The sequence below is a fragment of the Arthrobacter sp. ISL-65 genome, from assembly GCF_018613795.1.
Taxonomy (GTDB): domain Bacteria; phylum Actinomycetota; class Actinomycetes; order Actinomycetales; family Micrococcaceae; genus Arthrobacter.
In genome coordinates this window covers 1-12,824 of record NZ_JAGGPN010000021.1, presented here as the reverse complement: position 1 = coordinate 12,824, position 12,824 = coordinate 1, and the positions used below count along the sequence as shown (strand labels likewise).

Genomic DNA, 12,824 nt, shown 5'->3' with positions numbered 1-12,824 from the left:
GAGCTTGCGAGGCTAGGGGGCGGTTGGGGAGCTGTACGAGATGCTCAGCAGCAGCGCCTTGAGGGCCTGCCCCTCGGCGCCCGCCAGCCAGGACTTGGCCGCGGCGTCATTGGCGAAGGGCTTCTCGATGAACTTCACGTCAGCCAGGATGACGCCATCCCCGGCGCGGATGATGCCATCGAGCGCGGATCCCTGCCCTGACTCGGGAGCCCCCGCCGCCAGGTGCATCCGGTAGGTGGCACTGCTGTCCATCCGGTCTGCGTAGAACGCGTAGTGGGCAGCCGGTGCGGGCTGCGCCGCGAGCCCCGGAACCGGCGCGGACTCGTAGACGGTGCGGGTCACCGGGTGGGAGACGCCGTCGGCCACCCGTCCGGAGTACAGGGTGGCCTGCTCGGTGCCGCTCGCGTCGACAACTGTGGCGGTGGCCGAGTCCGACGGCGACCCGGCGCCGGTGAAGAGCTCAACCTTCCAGTCGGCCGGGTACTTGAAGGACACGTGGCCATTCGGGAATGTGTACGTCTTCAGCTCGGCGGGGGCCGGCGCGGACGACGCCGGTGCCGTTGCGGAAGCGGCCAGGGAAGACGAGGACGGAGCCGCCGACACCATGGCCCCGCAGCCGGCCAGGGAGAGGGCGGCGGCAGCAGCAGCAAGGACAGAGACGACGGGGGCGCGGAACGCAGGGCGCATGATGGTGCCTTTCATGATGACGCCGTCAAGCTCGCAGGGGCTGCTCTGCCCGCCGCATGGGAGTGTCCATGACCCTGGGGAGCGTTTGGCGAAGACTGGTGGAGGCACCACAGTGGCACGCCAAAACTGCCCGCCACTAGGGCCAGCGCAATAAATCCATCGATTTGTTATAAACCGCGCGAAAGCGTTATGGACTAGCGCAGCACGATATCGACGGGATTGGCCTCGGAGCGCCACTGCCCTTCTGTGCCGGGTTTCGGAGTGATAACGGGGGCGGTGAGCACGCCGGAGCGGTTGGTGCGCCTGTCCCGCAGAATCTCCGTGACCGAGCCCAGGTGCCGGGACAGGTCGATGACGTTCTCTGGTGCCGCAAGGAGAAGCTGGAAGCCAAACTCATGCAGCGCCTTGATGCCCGCGCCGGCGAATTCCTCGGAGGCCAGCACGAACGCCTCGTCCATCATCACTGTGCCGTACGTGGTGAAGCCCTGCTCGGCTATGCCCAGCTGGTAGCTCAGCGCCGCCGCCATGATGAACGCGGTGAACCGCTGGCGCTCACCGCCTGACATGGAACCGGTGTCGGCGTGCATGAACACGTCCGTGCGCTTGCCAGCCTTCTTCCCGGGAGCGTCCACCTCGCGGTGCTCCTTGCACTGGATGAACAGGTGTCCGCGCACGTCCAGCACCTCGGCACGCCAGCGCCGGTCCTCCGGAGTCTGCGATCCCAGCCGCTTCACGAGCGTCTCCAGCGACTTGTAGCGGGCGGTCAGTTCGGCGTCGTCGTTCTGGCCGGCATGGGCGGTGTCCGCCTTGCCGTGCCGGGCGTGCCGCGTCTTCAGTGCGTTCTGGATAGCGTCCTTGAACTGCTTGGCCGTGGCCGGCAGGGTCTGCTTGATGTCGAGTTCCAGGTAGCTGCCCTCGTGGAAATTCACCTCGGACAGGATCCCGTTCAGCGGCAGGATCCTGCTGGTGATGGAACGGCGCTCCTCGTCCAGCAGGTGGAGCAGGGTGCTGAACGACTCGTGCGTGCGCTGGTTGAAGAACTGCCGGAACTCGGCCTCCTGCGCGGGCAGCCCGTCGTTGATGATCGCGTGGTACCGGGCCTCGAACTCGCCGACGGCGCCGATGGACGTGCCATGGTCGGCCGAAATCGCGGTGCCCCAGTCGCGGACGAAGCCTTCGAAGATCCGCGTGAGCCGCTCCGACGTGGCCTGGGCGCGGGATTCCGCCCCGTGCAGGTCCCCGAGCAGCTGCGTCCGCACCCGGCCGGCGAGGTTGTCCAGCTCGTGCATTTCCGTAACGTCGCCGAATTCGGCGAAATACGGCGCCAGCGCCGCGGTGGTGGAGTCCGACGGCGGGGCCTGGTTCAGGCGCGTACGAGCGCCTTCCAGCAGTGAATCGGAGGCTGTGAGCTGCTGGTCCAGCGCCTTGTATTCGCTCTGCAGCACCGCGGCGGCCTCAGTGCTGGACTGGTGCTTCAGTCGCGCCGCCTCGATGTTGGCGCGGAGCGGTTCGAGGTCAGCCTGTGCGGCGAGGGCGTCCTTGAGCCGCTGTTCAATCCTGGCAAGCTCGTCTGCAGCAACCGCTGCCGAGACCTGCTCCCACGGGCGGTTGTCCTCGGCCACCCTGTGCAGGGCCTCGAGCTGCCGGGACATGCCCTGGTGTGATTCCTCGCGGCTTTGGGCCAGTTGTGCCGCCTTGGCCAGTTCCTGGCGCAGGTCCTCCACCTGTCCGGCAACGAGCTCCAGCTTGGAGGCGTTGTCGAACCCGAGGACGTAGTCCTGCCGGCTGGTGAACCGGTCGTCCTTTTCCACGGTGTGCCTGTTGCGCTTGACCACGCCGCCGAGGCTCAGCCCCTTGGCCAGGACCGCCAGTTCGTCGGGGTTCTCCACGCACGGGTACGCGAAGTCGAGGGCGATCCGCTCACGGATCCACACCCCGGCTTCCGCGTTTGTCCCGGTGGTGAGGATGTCCAGCTTCGTCAGCAGGTCACCGTCGGCCACGTCCTCCACCGCGAGCGCTGCCCCGGCGAGCGGCTTGGACACGTCCACCGCGCGCAAAGCGCCGCGGACCGTGTGGTCATTCAGGTAGCGGGTGACCGCGGCGAAGTGCTCGCCCGGGACCAACAGCGTGGTGGCCAGGTTCCGCAAGGCGCGTTCGGCCGCGGGTCGCCACTGCTCCTGGCCCTCGGCCAGGTCGATCAGCTCGCCGCCGAACGGCATCCGCTCCTCGGGGACGCCGGTGGCGGCCGCAATCGCGGCCCGGTTTTCAATGCTCGACGGCGGCAGCAGGGACTTGCGCGTTTTCAGCGACACAAGCTCCTGCTCGGCCGCGGCAAGCTCCCGCTTCTTCGTGGCGTGGGCATCGAAGGCCTCGAAACGGAGCTCCTGCAGGGCTGCGGAGTCATCCCTCAGCTCCGCCGAGCGGGTGGCCGCCTGTTCGTGGGCCTGCTCCCAGCCTTCAGCCGTCCATTCCAGGGCCAGGCCGGCATCCGTCAGCGCCTGCCGCGCCGCCTCCTCCACCTGCTGGCGGAGCTTCAGCCCCACCCGGGCGTTCTCCAGGGACTGCTCGATCGAGGAGATGGCGTTGCCGCCCTGGTTGTTGTACTCCGCCTCCAGCTGCCGGAGCTCCTTGGCCAGGCCGTCCCGCACACCGCGTTCCGCTGCGAGCTCCCTGGCCTTCGCCTGGGCGAGCGCCTTGAAGCGGGCCAGGGTCTTCTCGTGCACGGTGACGGCAAGCTGCTGCCGGTAGGCCTCGAACTCCTCGCCTGCGAGTTCACGGAGCCGGTTCGCGTCCAGCAGCGACTGCGCGTACTCCCTGTTCAGTCCCGGGACGGGGGCCAGCTGGTCGCGCTGCTGCCGGACGTCCTCCAGCCGCTGCCGGATGGACATGAGGTTGCTGAATTCCTCGACGACGTCGTCCGCCGCCGCCAGGGTGGCCGGCGCGTCCAGCACCTGGTCGCGGAAGAATGTGTTCACGCTGCCGCCGAGGCCCTTCCCGGCCTGGATGACGCGGAGCAGGGGCAGTGCCTGGTCGGAGTTGATGCCCAGGAGCCGGCGGAAACGCTCAGCGAAGGCCTTGTGCACGTCAAAAACCTGGGCGTCCGGGAAGATGTTTTCCAGCGCAGCCCTGGTGAAACGCTTCTCGGCGATGTCCTCGATGGCGGCGAGGTCCAGCGGCCTGTTGTCGATCAGGTAGTACCGGCCGACGCTCGACTCCGTCCCGTTTTTGGGCAGGTCAAACAGGGCCGACACCGTCACCTTGGTGCCCGCGGCGTTGTCGAACGTCAGGGCGACGGCGGACCAGGTGGCACCGGGACGCTGGAACGCACTGGCCGAGCCCTCGCCCACGGCCTTGTCCCCCACCTTGCCGCGCATGTACGTGAACGTGGTCCGCTTGTCCTCCACGGCGCCCGACCGCTGGGCTGCTGCCTCGTTGGAGCGCGGCCGGGCGTCGAACACCCGTAGCATGGCGTCGAACAGCGTTGACTTGCCGACGCCTGAGTTGCCGGTGAGCAGGGTGCCGTTGCGGTCCACGTGCATAGTGTGGGCGCCATGGAACGTGCCCCAGTTGACCACCTGCACCAGCGCCAGGCGCATCTGGCCCGGGTTAACGACGTCGCCCAGCGGCAGCATGCTCGCAATGCTCACTTGGCCGGCTCCTCTTCGCTGGTCGAGACCTTGGTTTCGACAGACTCAACCAGCGGGCTTTCGTCGTCTTCTTGGTCACCGTCCGCGTTGGGTTTCTCGCCGTCGAGTTCCAGCATTGCTTCGGTGCCTGTGGGGTCTGCTGTGGCGGCTATTAGGGCCTCGATTTGGGCGGGGATGTCGCCGATGTTGTCGAAGGGGAGGGCCAGGGGAAGGGCGTTGGAGATCGCATAGACGTCGTCCAGGGGGGTGGTGAGCAGGAGCTGGCGGGCGAGGAGCTTGGTGATGGCCCGGTTCACGACGTCCGAGTCACGCAGGGCGTCCTGCTGGCCTGCCGGCTGGTAGTGGGCCACGAGCTCGGCGATCTCTTCCCGCGTGATGGTGGGGTCCGTCTGCGCCGTGACGTGGCGGTCCAGCAGGAGCCGCAGGCGTAGCAGCACGATCGTTTCCACACGGCTCAGGGCACGCTGCTGGCGCAGGATGCTGGAGCGGGCGCTGCCGCCGATAGCCTCCGGATCGACGGGGCGCAGCACCGCGATCTTGCGCTCGTGGTCCAGCTGCAGCATGAGGAACAGCTCGGAGAGCCGGCTGCGCAGGATCAGCTGGTTGTCCAGCAGCGTTGTCCAGAGTTTCTCGTCCCGGCCGCCGTCGACGTACGGGCCCTTCAGCAGCTTCACCAGGGCCTGGCGCACCTTCATGGGAAGCACGCCGGTGTCACCGGGGAAGAGAGCGGCGCCGTCCACAAACGTGTCGCGGGGGCTCACCGTGAACGCATCCGTCCGGGTTTCGGCAGGCTCAACCAGCGGGGTTTCGGTGGGCTCGGCCACCGGGGTCGCGGCGTCCGCCGTCGTAATCTCTTCAGTCATCGCTAATCCTTCTTGAGCGTTACCACCGGCAGGTACGCCTTGCGGGTGGTGCCGTCTATCTGTTCGAAGTCGAGGGCCTCCCACGCCAGCTGGTCAAAGCCGGCGCCGGTGTGGAGTGCGTGCGAGAGGAGCGCCCGGATGGAGTTGATGTGTTGCTCCTCCGGCGGAAGCTGCTCCCACGCCTCGGCGAGGGTCGAGGCGCCGGCTGCCGCGGTGCGGATCGCCTCCGGCCTGGCCTTGGGGGTCCGGGGCGAGCGGACGCGGTCCGAGTCGCTGAACGCGATGGGGTCGGCGAGCTTGGGCGGGGCAGCAAACTCGTCCGGATCGAAAAGCTTGACCATGGCGAGGGATTCGAAACCTGCGTTGAACAGCACGGGACCGCGGACCAGGCCTGGCCGTTCGCGTTCGTAGGGCATGGACCGGATGGCCTGTTCCGCCTCGCGCAGCACCTTGCGGAGCCGCACTGACTGACGGAAATCGTCGCTCTGGACGTAGGTGTTCAGGCTCTCGCTGAGCTTGCCGTAGATGCGCTGGATCTGGCTGTGCTGCTGCCGAAGCTCCGCCACCAGGTTTTTCAGGGTCTCCCGGTCCTCCGGCGAAAGGTCGTCCGCGAACTGGCGGCTGAGCACCTCGCCGATCGCGGAGCGGAAGCGCAGCTGCTGCTGGGGGTCCTCAAGGAACGCGGTGAAGGAACGGAAGGTCCTGCCCTCCGGGCTTTGGCGCAGCCGCTTGTCCGCCTCAAGAACCTGGGCCATCGTGGCGCCCTTGGTCAGGGATTCCTCGATGATCTGGTTGCGGAGCTCGCCCACGAGCTCCTCGATCCGGTCACGCATCTTCTTGTAGTCCGCGGGCAGGCTGGCAGCAAGGTCCAGGATATTGCCGGCCGCTTCGACGGCCTGGTCGTCGTCGAGGAGGCCGTCGAAGTCACCGGAACTGATGTCCTCGATCAGCTGCTGCCGCTCCCCGATCTCCTCCTCCAGCGCTTCCAGCCGGGCGCTCTGGTCCGGGTTGGTCTCGTTGGCGAGCTTCTCCACGTCGCCCAGCAGCGTGCCCAGCCGGGACCCGTTGAGCGTGGACCTTTCGCTGGAGAGGCTGTCCAGGAACGCCAGCACGCGGGCGGCCGGCTCGGTGACCTCGTACACGATCTGCCCCGACTGGTTCCGGCGCGTCAGGAACTGCTTGCGGGTCCACTCATCGCCGAAGGACTTCCCGTTGGCATGGCCGCCCAGCCCCGGGTCATGGCGGCGCAACTGCTCAAGGAAGGAGTCGACGTCGGCATGGAATTCTTCCAGCGGAAGCTGTGGCCGGGTGCGGGTGAAGGATGCCTGCAGGACCGCGATCACCCACGGGGCGGAACGGGTGAGGGCCCATGCCGGCCCCTTGGTGAGGAGCTCAAGGTCCCTGAGCCTGGCGCTGATCGCGTCAGCGGAGGACGTGGCGGACCGGGGCACACACTCTCCTTTAGCAGCTTGGGGGATGGTCTGGGCAGCGGAAACCCGAAAACTGCCAACTACAAGGTTAACGCAGAGCCCCGGGCGGCCCACGCCGCGGTTTCCCGCTAACCCGGAAACGTCGCCGGGTGCCCGTCAGGCAACGTTACGGGTGTGACAGATGAGGTTTTCGCAATCACTCCGTGACCTACGGCGGAGTATTGTCTCGATCCCGTATCAACGCGGCCACAGCATGGCCGAGACGCTGGAGGAAGCTTCGCCAATGGCTCTAGTCTCGAGCTACTGATCTGATCCATCCGCAGCAACGGCGCAGGGGGAAGCATGCAGTTCGACTTGAGTGCAGTGGAGACAGGCACCCTGGTGTTCATCGGAACGCTGATGGTTGCCTTGGCACTTGTCCTGTTCGTGGCCGTGGCGGCTTTCGCCGCGCTGGTCCTGGTGGGTGTGGGGAGGCTCGCCTGGGTGGCCATTGCCGGGGCCCTGCTCAGGACCGTCCACGGAATCAACCATGCCTGGGACAGCTTGCTGCACCACGCCTCTGCAGTCGAGTTTCCCGCGGAGTTTCAGGGGCAGCCGTCCCCTAGCACCGGAACCTACCCGCGGGTAGCATTGAGGGACAGCTGAAGGGTTCTCCACCCGCGGCGGACCCAGGGCTTTGAACCGGTCATCCGGTCAGAGGAGATGCCCCGTGAGCTCCGCCACTGACAGCCAGGCAACTGAACGCCCGGCCCCTGACAGCAGGGCTGGCACCGTCCCGCCCGTCGACAGTCCCGCGTCCGAAACACCCGTCGCTCCGGAGAAGATCGGCGCGGGCGCGTCCGCAGAGGACGCCCGCGCCATTGCCGAGGCAGCACGCGAAACCGAGTGGGCCAGGCCCAGCTTCGCCAAGGGCCTGTACCTCGGCAGCTTTGACCTGGCCCTCATCCATCCCTGGCCCGCCGCCAAACCCGATGACGTGGAACGCGGCGAGGCCTTCATGGCACGGCTGACGGAATTCTGCCGCACCATGTCCGGACGGATCATCGAGCACGACGCGATAATTCCCGACGAATACCTCCGCGGCTTGGCAGAGCTGGGCGTGTTCGGCATGAAAATTCCGCAGGAGTACGGCGGCCTGGGCCTGTCCCTGGTCTACTACGGCCGGGCGTTGGCGCTGCTGGGATCGGTGCACCCGAGCCTGGGCGCCCTGCTCTCGGCCCACCAGTCCATCGGCGTGCCGGAACCGGTGAAGGTATTCGGCACCCCCGAGCAGAAACGCAAGTACCTGCCACGCTGCGCGGGCGGGGCGGTTACCGCGTTCCTGCTGACCGAGCCCGACGTTGGCAGTGACCCCGCGCGGATGGGCAGCACCGCTGTCCCCAGCGCCGACGGCGGGTCTTACGTTCTGGACGGCGTCAAGCTCTGGACCACCAACGGCGTGATCGCCGAGCTGGTGGTGGTGATGGCAGTGGTGCCACAGCATACCGACGTGGACGGCGCCGTCCACAAGGGCGGCATTACCGCCTTCGTGGTGGAGATGGACTCGCCAGGAATCACGGTGGAGAACCGGAACGCCTTCATGGGCCTGCGCGGCATCGAGAATGGAGTGACCCGGTTCCACCAGGTCCGGGTGCCGGCCGCCAACAGGCTCGGACGTGAAGGCCAGGGGCTGAAGATTGCGCTCACCACGCTGAACACCGGCAGGCTCTCGCTGCCCGCGCTTTGTGTGGCGACGGGCCGCTGGAGCCTCAAGATCGCCCGGGAATGGTCCAATGCCCGCACGCAGTGGGGCCGCCCGGTGGGCAAGCATGAGGCAGTCAGCAAGAAAATCGCGTTCATGGCAGCCACGGCGTTCGCGCTTGACGCCGTGTTCGAGCTGTCCGCGGAAATGGCCGACGCCGGGCAGAAGGACGTCCGCATTGAGGCGGCGCTAGCCAAGCTGTGGTCCACCGAGATCAGCTACCGGATCGCGGACGAACTTGTGCAGATCCGCGGCGGCCGCGGCTTCGAGACGGCCGAGTCGCTCGAGGCCCGCGGCGAGCGGGCCGTCCCCGCCGAGCAGCAGCTGCGCGACCTGCGGATCAACCGCATCTTCGAGGGCTCGTCCGAGATCATGCGTTTGCTGATAGCCCGCGAGGCCGTGGACGCGCACCTCGCCGCAGCCGGGGACCTGGCCTCCGCGGAGGCGAGCCTTTCGGACAGGGCGCGGGCCGCCGTCGGAGCCTCCGGCTTTTACGCAAAATGGCTGCCCAAACTGGTGGCGGGCGCCGGCATGGATCCGCGGTCCTACAGTGACTTCGGACGGCTGGCCAAGCACCTCCGTTTCGTGGAACGGTCCTCGCGGCGGCTGGCCCGGCAGACCTTCTACGGCATGGGCCGCTGGCAGGCCAGACTGGAGCACAAGCAGGCGTTCCTTGGCCGGATCGTCGATATCGGAGCCGAGCTGTTCGCCATGGCGGCCTGCTGCTCGCGGGCCGAGATGCTGCTCCGGACCGCACCTGAACGCGGCGCCACCGCGTTCGAACTGGCGGACGCCTTCTGCGAGCAGGCACGCATCCGGGTGGACGAATATTTCGACCAGCTGTGGCGCAACACCGACGACGGCGACCGCGCCCTCGCGCGCAAGGTGCTCGCCGGCGACTACACATGGCTGGAGGCAGGCGTGCTGGACCAGTCCGAAGGGACCGGCCCGTGGATCGCCGATGCCTCCGCCCGCGAGTCGACCAAGGAGAACCTGCACCGCGCCTACCGCTGACCGCGAGTCGGCGGACACCAGACAGACCGGACACCATACGCCCGAACCAGCTCTGATCGCCCACACCGCCACTGACAAGGGGAGACGACGCGCCAAAACCAAGATACTAAGCATCCTTGCTAATGCCCATTGAACGGAGTTAGCTAGAAACTGAGGCCAGTGCCTTGGCCTCAGGCAGTGCGTTGCCCGGCTTAGGCCCCCTGAGTCCGGGTCCGTTCCATGAAAGCGAGTCGCTGATGAGCAGCCCAATCGGCTCCGGGGACAGGCGCCCCCGGCGCACTTCCCCTGAATCAGGCACGTCCGAACCCAACAGGCCCGAACGCAGCGGGCCTGAACACAGCGCGGCAGAGCCCTACCGTGCCAACTACGGCACCGCGGAGCGCAGTTCGGCAGACGCCCCCACGGAGGCCACTCCGGTCTACGATGCCACCCAGACCCGGCGGTCGGCCGCCCGCCCCGGCGCCACCAGCACCGGCTCCACGACGGACACGCACACCCGGGCCCTCAACACCACCGACGCGGACACTCCGTACGCCGAGCGCGACTACACGCCCGCCAATGAACCGGACGACCGCCCGGACACGGCACGCTCCGACGACCCGGCCTTTGCCACCCGGGAAATGGCCGCGGCCCGCGAAAAGGAGGCGTTCGGCGGCATCAAGGTTGGCTCGGCGTTCTTTGGCTGGCTGGCCGCCACGGGCATGGCCGTGCTGCTGACCGCCCTGGTCGCCGCGGCCGGCACCGCCGTGGGACTTGCCACGAACGCCGACGTGAACGCCGCCGTGGGCCGGGCAGCCTCGAACCAGACAGTGGGAATCGTGGGCATCATCGTCCTGCTGGTCATCCTCTTCGCTTCCTACTACAGCGGCGGCTACGTCGCCGGCAGGATGGCCCGGTTCAATGGCGCGAAACAGGGATTCGCGGTGTGGATCTGGGCCCTGATCGCGGCTGTGCTGGTGGCCGTGCTCGGCATGATCGCCGGCGAGCAGTTCAATATCCTGGCACAGCTGAACAGCTTCCCGCGGATTCCAGTCAACGAAGGCCAGGTGACCACCACCGGCATCATTGCCGCCGTCGTGGTCGCCCTGGTGGCGCTGGTGGGCGCCGTCCTGGGCGGCATGGCCGGCATGCACTTCCACCGCAAGGTGGACCGCGCCGGTTTCACTCCCACGGCGGATTACGAGGAGCACTGAATCAGGAGGACCACTTACCGGCGGCCGCAGCTTCCGCTACCGGTACAGCGCGACGGCGTTTAAGTAGTACCAGCGCCGGTCCACCCTGAGAAAGCGGCTGGTTTCGTGGTGGACGCCGCGCTCGCCGTCCTGACGGAAGTGTGCCTTGAACTCCACGGCGCCTTCGGTGTCGAGCGGACCGCCCCGCTCGACGGACACGATGTCCAGCCGCCGCCATTCCAGGCCCGGATCGAAGTCCAGCTCCGCAGGCCGGGTGCTGGGATGCCATGTTTTCAGGAGGTAATCGGCATGCAGCAGGACGAAGGCGGAATACCGGGAACGCATCAGCTGCTCGGCGGTGGCTGCGTCTGCCGAACCGGTGTGGAACCGGCCGCAGCAGTCCGCGTACGGCTCGCCGGAAAGGCACGGGCAGTTACCGGAAAAGGGTTCTGGCTCGGTCATGGCATCCCTGGGAACGTGGCGGTCGCTTGCTGGATCAGCCTATCGGCGCCCGCGGAGGGGCCGCGTCCTATAACAGCTTTGAAACAACAGTTGCCGGTACTCGCCATGCGGGCATGTCGGCAGTAAATAGTCCGTATGGTGGTTAGGGGCTGTTTTCCGGCGTAATCACCGGCTCGATCACTGGGGGACGAGCCGGGCGCCGATGGTAAGGAGGGTGAAGTGGAAGATCCGACAACGATTGCACTGAACCTGACATTTTTTGGCACCCTGGGGGTTGCCTTCCTCATGTTCATCGGCCTGTGCATCAGTGTCATGCTCACGCTGGTGATTGCAGGGCTGGGACGCCTTGTAGCGCTGATCGTGATGGCGCTGTTCGGCCGTCTCCCCAAAAACGAAACCATCGAGATCGTGCGGCTCGCCGCGGACGGCAGCCCGCTGCCCGCCGAGGCGGAAACGGTGCCGGCAAAAGCCAAGGCGAAAAAGGCCTCCAACGCCCCCCGCCCGGTCCGCGAGCCCCGCGCACCGATCGACTGGAAGAAGCTCCGGACCCGCACCGGCCTCCAGGAGGCGCTCCGCAGCGCCGTCGTCCATCACCCCCTGGTGACCGCCGCCCGGCCGGTGCCGCCGGTCCTCTCGAAAGGCTGGGCCGACGCCGTGGCTGCCGCCGACGCCCGCGCGGTGGCGCGCGCCCGGGCCGCCGCGCCGGAAATAAAGGTCACCGTGCGGGACCTGCCGCCGCCCGACGTGGCTGCGGCCAGCGTGACGCAGGTGGCGCCGCTCGTGGAATCAGCCCTGCGCCACGATGCCGTGCCGGCCGAACCGTCCAGCAACGGCGCCACCAGCACGGGCGCCACCAGCAAGGGGGCAACAGTACGGTCCGCTTTGGCGCTGTCCGCCCAGCCGCCGCGGCCTGCGCGGAAGCCCGCGGTTGCCGGTCATGTCACCGTCCTGGACACCGGTTCCATGACGTCGCTCGCGCAACACCCGGACGCCCACACCCGCGCCTGACCGCGCTGGTTCTCCATGCCCGCAGGTGCGTCCTGGCCGGGGGGAGCCCGCGAGATAAGCCGTCGGCATCCCTTACCCTGAGCAACCATCTCCGCTAGCGTGAAGCCCATGGAATTCAGATACCTCGGAAACAGCGGCTTCAAGATTTCTGAAATCACGTTCGGCAACTGGCTCACGCATGGCTCCCAGGTGGAGAACGACGTCGCCACCCAGTGCGTGCGGGCAGCACTTGACGCCGGCATCAGCACCTTCGACACGGCAGACGTCTACGCCAACACCGCCGCGGAAACCGTTCTGGGCGAAGCGCTCAAGGGCGAACGCCGGCAGTCCATCGAGATCTTCACGAAGGTATTCGGCCCCACCGGCCCCAAGGGAAAGAACGACCTCGGCCTGTCCCGCAAACACATCATGGAATCCATCGACGGGTCCCTCAGCAGGCTCCAGACGGACTATGTGGACCTGTACCAGGCCCACCGCTACGACTACGAAACCCCTCTGGAAGAAACCATGCAGGCCTTCGCGGACATCGTCCGGCAGGGAAAGGCCCTGTACATCGGGGTCAGCGAGTGGACCGCTGAACAGCTCCGCAACGGCCACGCCCTGGCCAAGGAACTGGGCTTCCAGCTGATCTCCAACCAGCCGCAGTACTCCATGCTGTGGCGGGTCATCGAGGAGGAAGTGGTTCCGGCGTCGGAGGAACTGGGCGTCTCCCAGATCGTCTGGTCGCCCATGGCGCAGGGCGTGCTGAGCGGCAAGTACCTGCCCGGCCAGCCGCTGCCGGAGGGCAGCCGCGCCACCGA

General features: G+C 67.3%; 10 protein-coding genes. 5 read left to right on the top strand and 5 right to left on the bottom strand.

Going from position 1 to position 12,824, the window contains the following annotated elements:
• Nucleotides 1–12: 12 nt before the first annotated feature.
• From J7I85_RS10320 to J7I85_RS10305, 4 genes are all read right to left on the bottom strand, one after another.
• The gene (locus tag J7I85_RS10320) at nucleotides 13–702 is read right to left on the bottom strand and encodes a hypothetical protein (protein ID WP_214851335.1); all 690 of its coding nucleotides are present in this window, start codon (nucleotides 700–702) and stop codon (nucleotides 13–15) included.
• A gap of 179 nt (nucleotides 703–881) precedes the next feature.
• Nucleotides 882–4,334 carry an ATP-binding protein gene (locus J7I85_RS10315; RefSeq protein WP_214851333.1) on the bottom strand — a complete coding sequence of 1,151 codons (3,453 nt, stop codon included), beginning with the start codon at nucleotides 4,332–4,334 and terminating at the stop codon, nucleotides 882–884.
• Entirely contained in the window at nucleotides 4,331–5,197 is an 867-nt protein-coding gene (locus tag J7I85_RS10310) for a DUF4194 domain-containing protein (protein WP_214851331.1), read from the bottom strand. The genes J7I85_RS10315 and J7I85_RS10310 overlap by 4 nt, the downstream gene beginning before the upstream one ends.
• A gap of 2 nt (nucleotides 5,198–5,199) precedes the next feature.
• Nucleotides 5,200–6,648: a DUF3375 family protein gene (locus J7I85_RS10305; RefSeq protein ID WP_214851329.1), complete on the bottom strand. Its 1,449-nt coding sequence runs from the start codon at nucleotides 6,646–6,648 to the stop codon at nucleotides 5,200–5,202.
• A 321-nt stretch (nucleotides 6,649–6,969) separates the two neighbouring features.
• Between J7I85_RS10305 and J7I85_RS10300 the strand changes: the two genes are divergently transcribed.
• The 3 genes from J7I85_RS10300 to J7I85_RS10290 all read left to right on the top strand — a co-directional run bounded on the left by J7I85_RS10300 (nucleotide 6,970) and on the right by J7I85_RS10290 (nucleotide 10,575).
• On the top strand, nucleotides 6,970–7,272 hold the full coding sequence (locus J7I85_RS10300) for a hypothetical protein (RefSeq protein ID WP_214851327.1): 303 nt from the start codon (nucleotides 6,970–6,972) through the stop codon (nucleotides 7,270–7,272).
• A gap of 64 nt (nucleotides 7,273–7,336) precedes the next feature.
• The gene (locus J7I85_RS10295) at nucleotides 7,337–9,382 is read left to right on the top strand and encodes an acyl-CoA dehydrogenase family protein (RefSeq protein ID WP_374102457.1); all 2,046 of its coding nucleotides are present in this window, start codon (nucleotides 7,337–7,339) and stop codon (nucleotides 9,380–9,382) included.
• Nucleotides 9,383–9,618: 236 nt separating this feature from the next.
• Complete coding sequence (locus J7I85_RS10290) at nucleotides 9,619–10,575, top strand: TIGR04086 family membrane protein (RefSeq protein ID WP_214851325.1); 957 nt, start codon at nucleotides 9,619–9,621, stop codon at nucleotides 10,573–10,575.
• A 36-nt stretch (nucleotides 10,576–10,611) separates the two neighbouring features.
• Here J7I85_RS10290 and J7I85_RS10285 read toward each other — a convergent pair whose 3' ends face one another.
• On the bottom strand, nucleotides 10,612–11,016 hold the full coding sequence (locus J7I85_RS10285) for a YchJ family protein (RefSeq protein ID WP_214851323.1): 405 nt from the start codon (nucleotides 11,014–11,016) through the stop codon (nucleotides 10,612–10,614).
• A 219-nt stretch (nucleotides 11,017–11,235) separates the two neighbouring features.
• Between J7I85_RS10285 and J7I85_RS10280 the strand changes: the two genes are divergently transcribed.
• Both J7I85_RS10280 and J7I85_RS10275 read left to right on the top strand, forming a co-directional pair.
• Nucleotides 11,236–12,024: a hypothetical protein gene (locus J7I85_RS10280; protein WP_214851321.1), complete on the top strand. Its 789-nt coding sequence runs from the start codon at nucleotides 11,236–11,238 to the stop codon at nucleotides 12,022–12,024.
• A gap of 108 nt (nucleotides 12,025–12,132) precedes the next feature.
• On the top strand, nucleotides 12,133–12,824 hold a 692-nt coding region (locus tag J7I85_RS10275), incomplete at its 3' end, for an aldo/keto reductase (protein WP_214851319.1).

Excerpts from the sequence above, each read along its gene's own strand:
- J7I85_RS10285 (WP_214851323.1), bottom strand. The coding sequence starts at position 11,016 with ATGACCGAGCCAGAACCCTTTTCCGGTAACTGCCCGTGCCTTTCCGGC.
- J7I85_RS10310 (WP_214851331.1), bottom strand. The coding sequence starts at position 5,197 with ATGACTGAAGAGATTACGACGGCGGACGCCGCGACCCCGGTGGCCGAG.
- J7I85_RS10300 (WP_214851327.1), top strand. The coding sequence starts at position 6,970 with ATGCAGTTCGACTTGAGTGCAGTGGAGACAGGCACCCTGGTGTTCATC.
- J7I85_RS10320 (WP_214851335.1), bottom strand. The coding sequence starts at position 702 with ATGAAAGGCACCATCATGCGCCCTGCGTTCCGCGCCCCCGTCGTCTCT.
- J7I85_RS10290 (WP_214851325.1), top strand. The coding sequence starts at position 9,619 with ATGAGCAGCCCAATCGGCTCCGGGGACAGGCGCCCCCGGCGCACTTCC.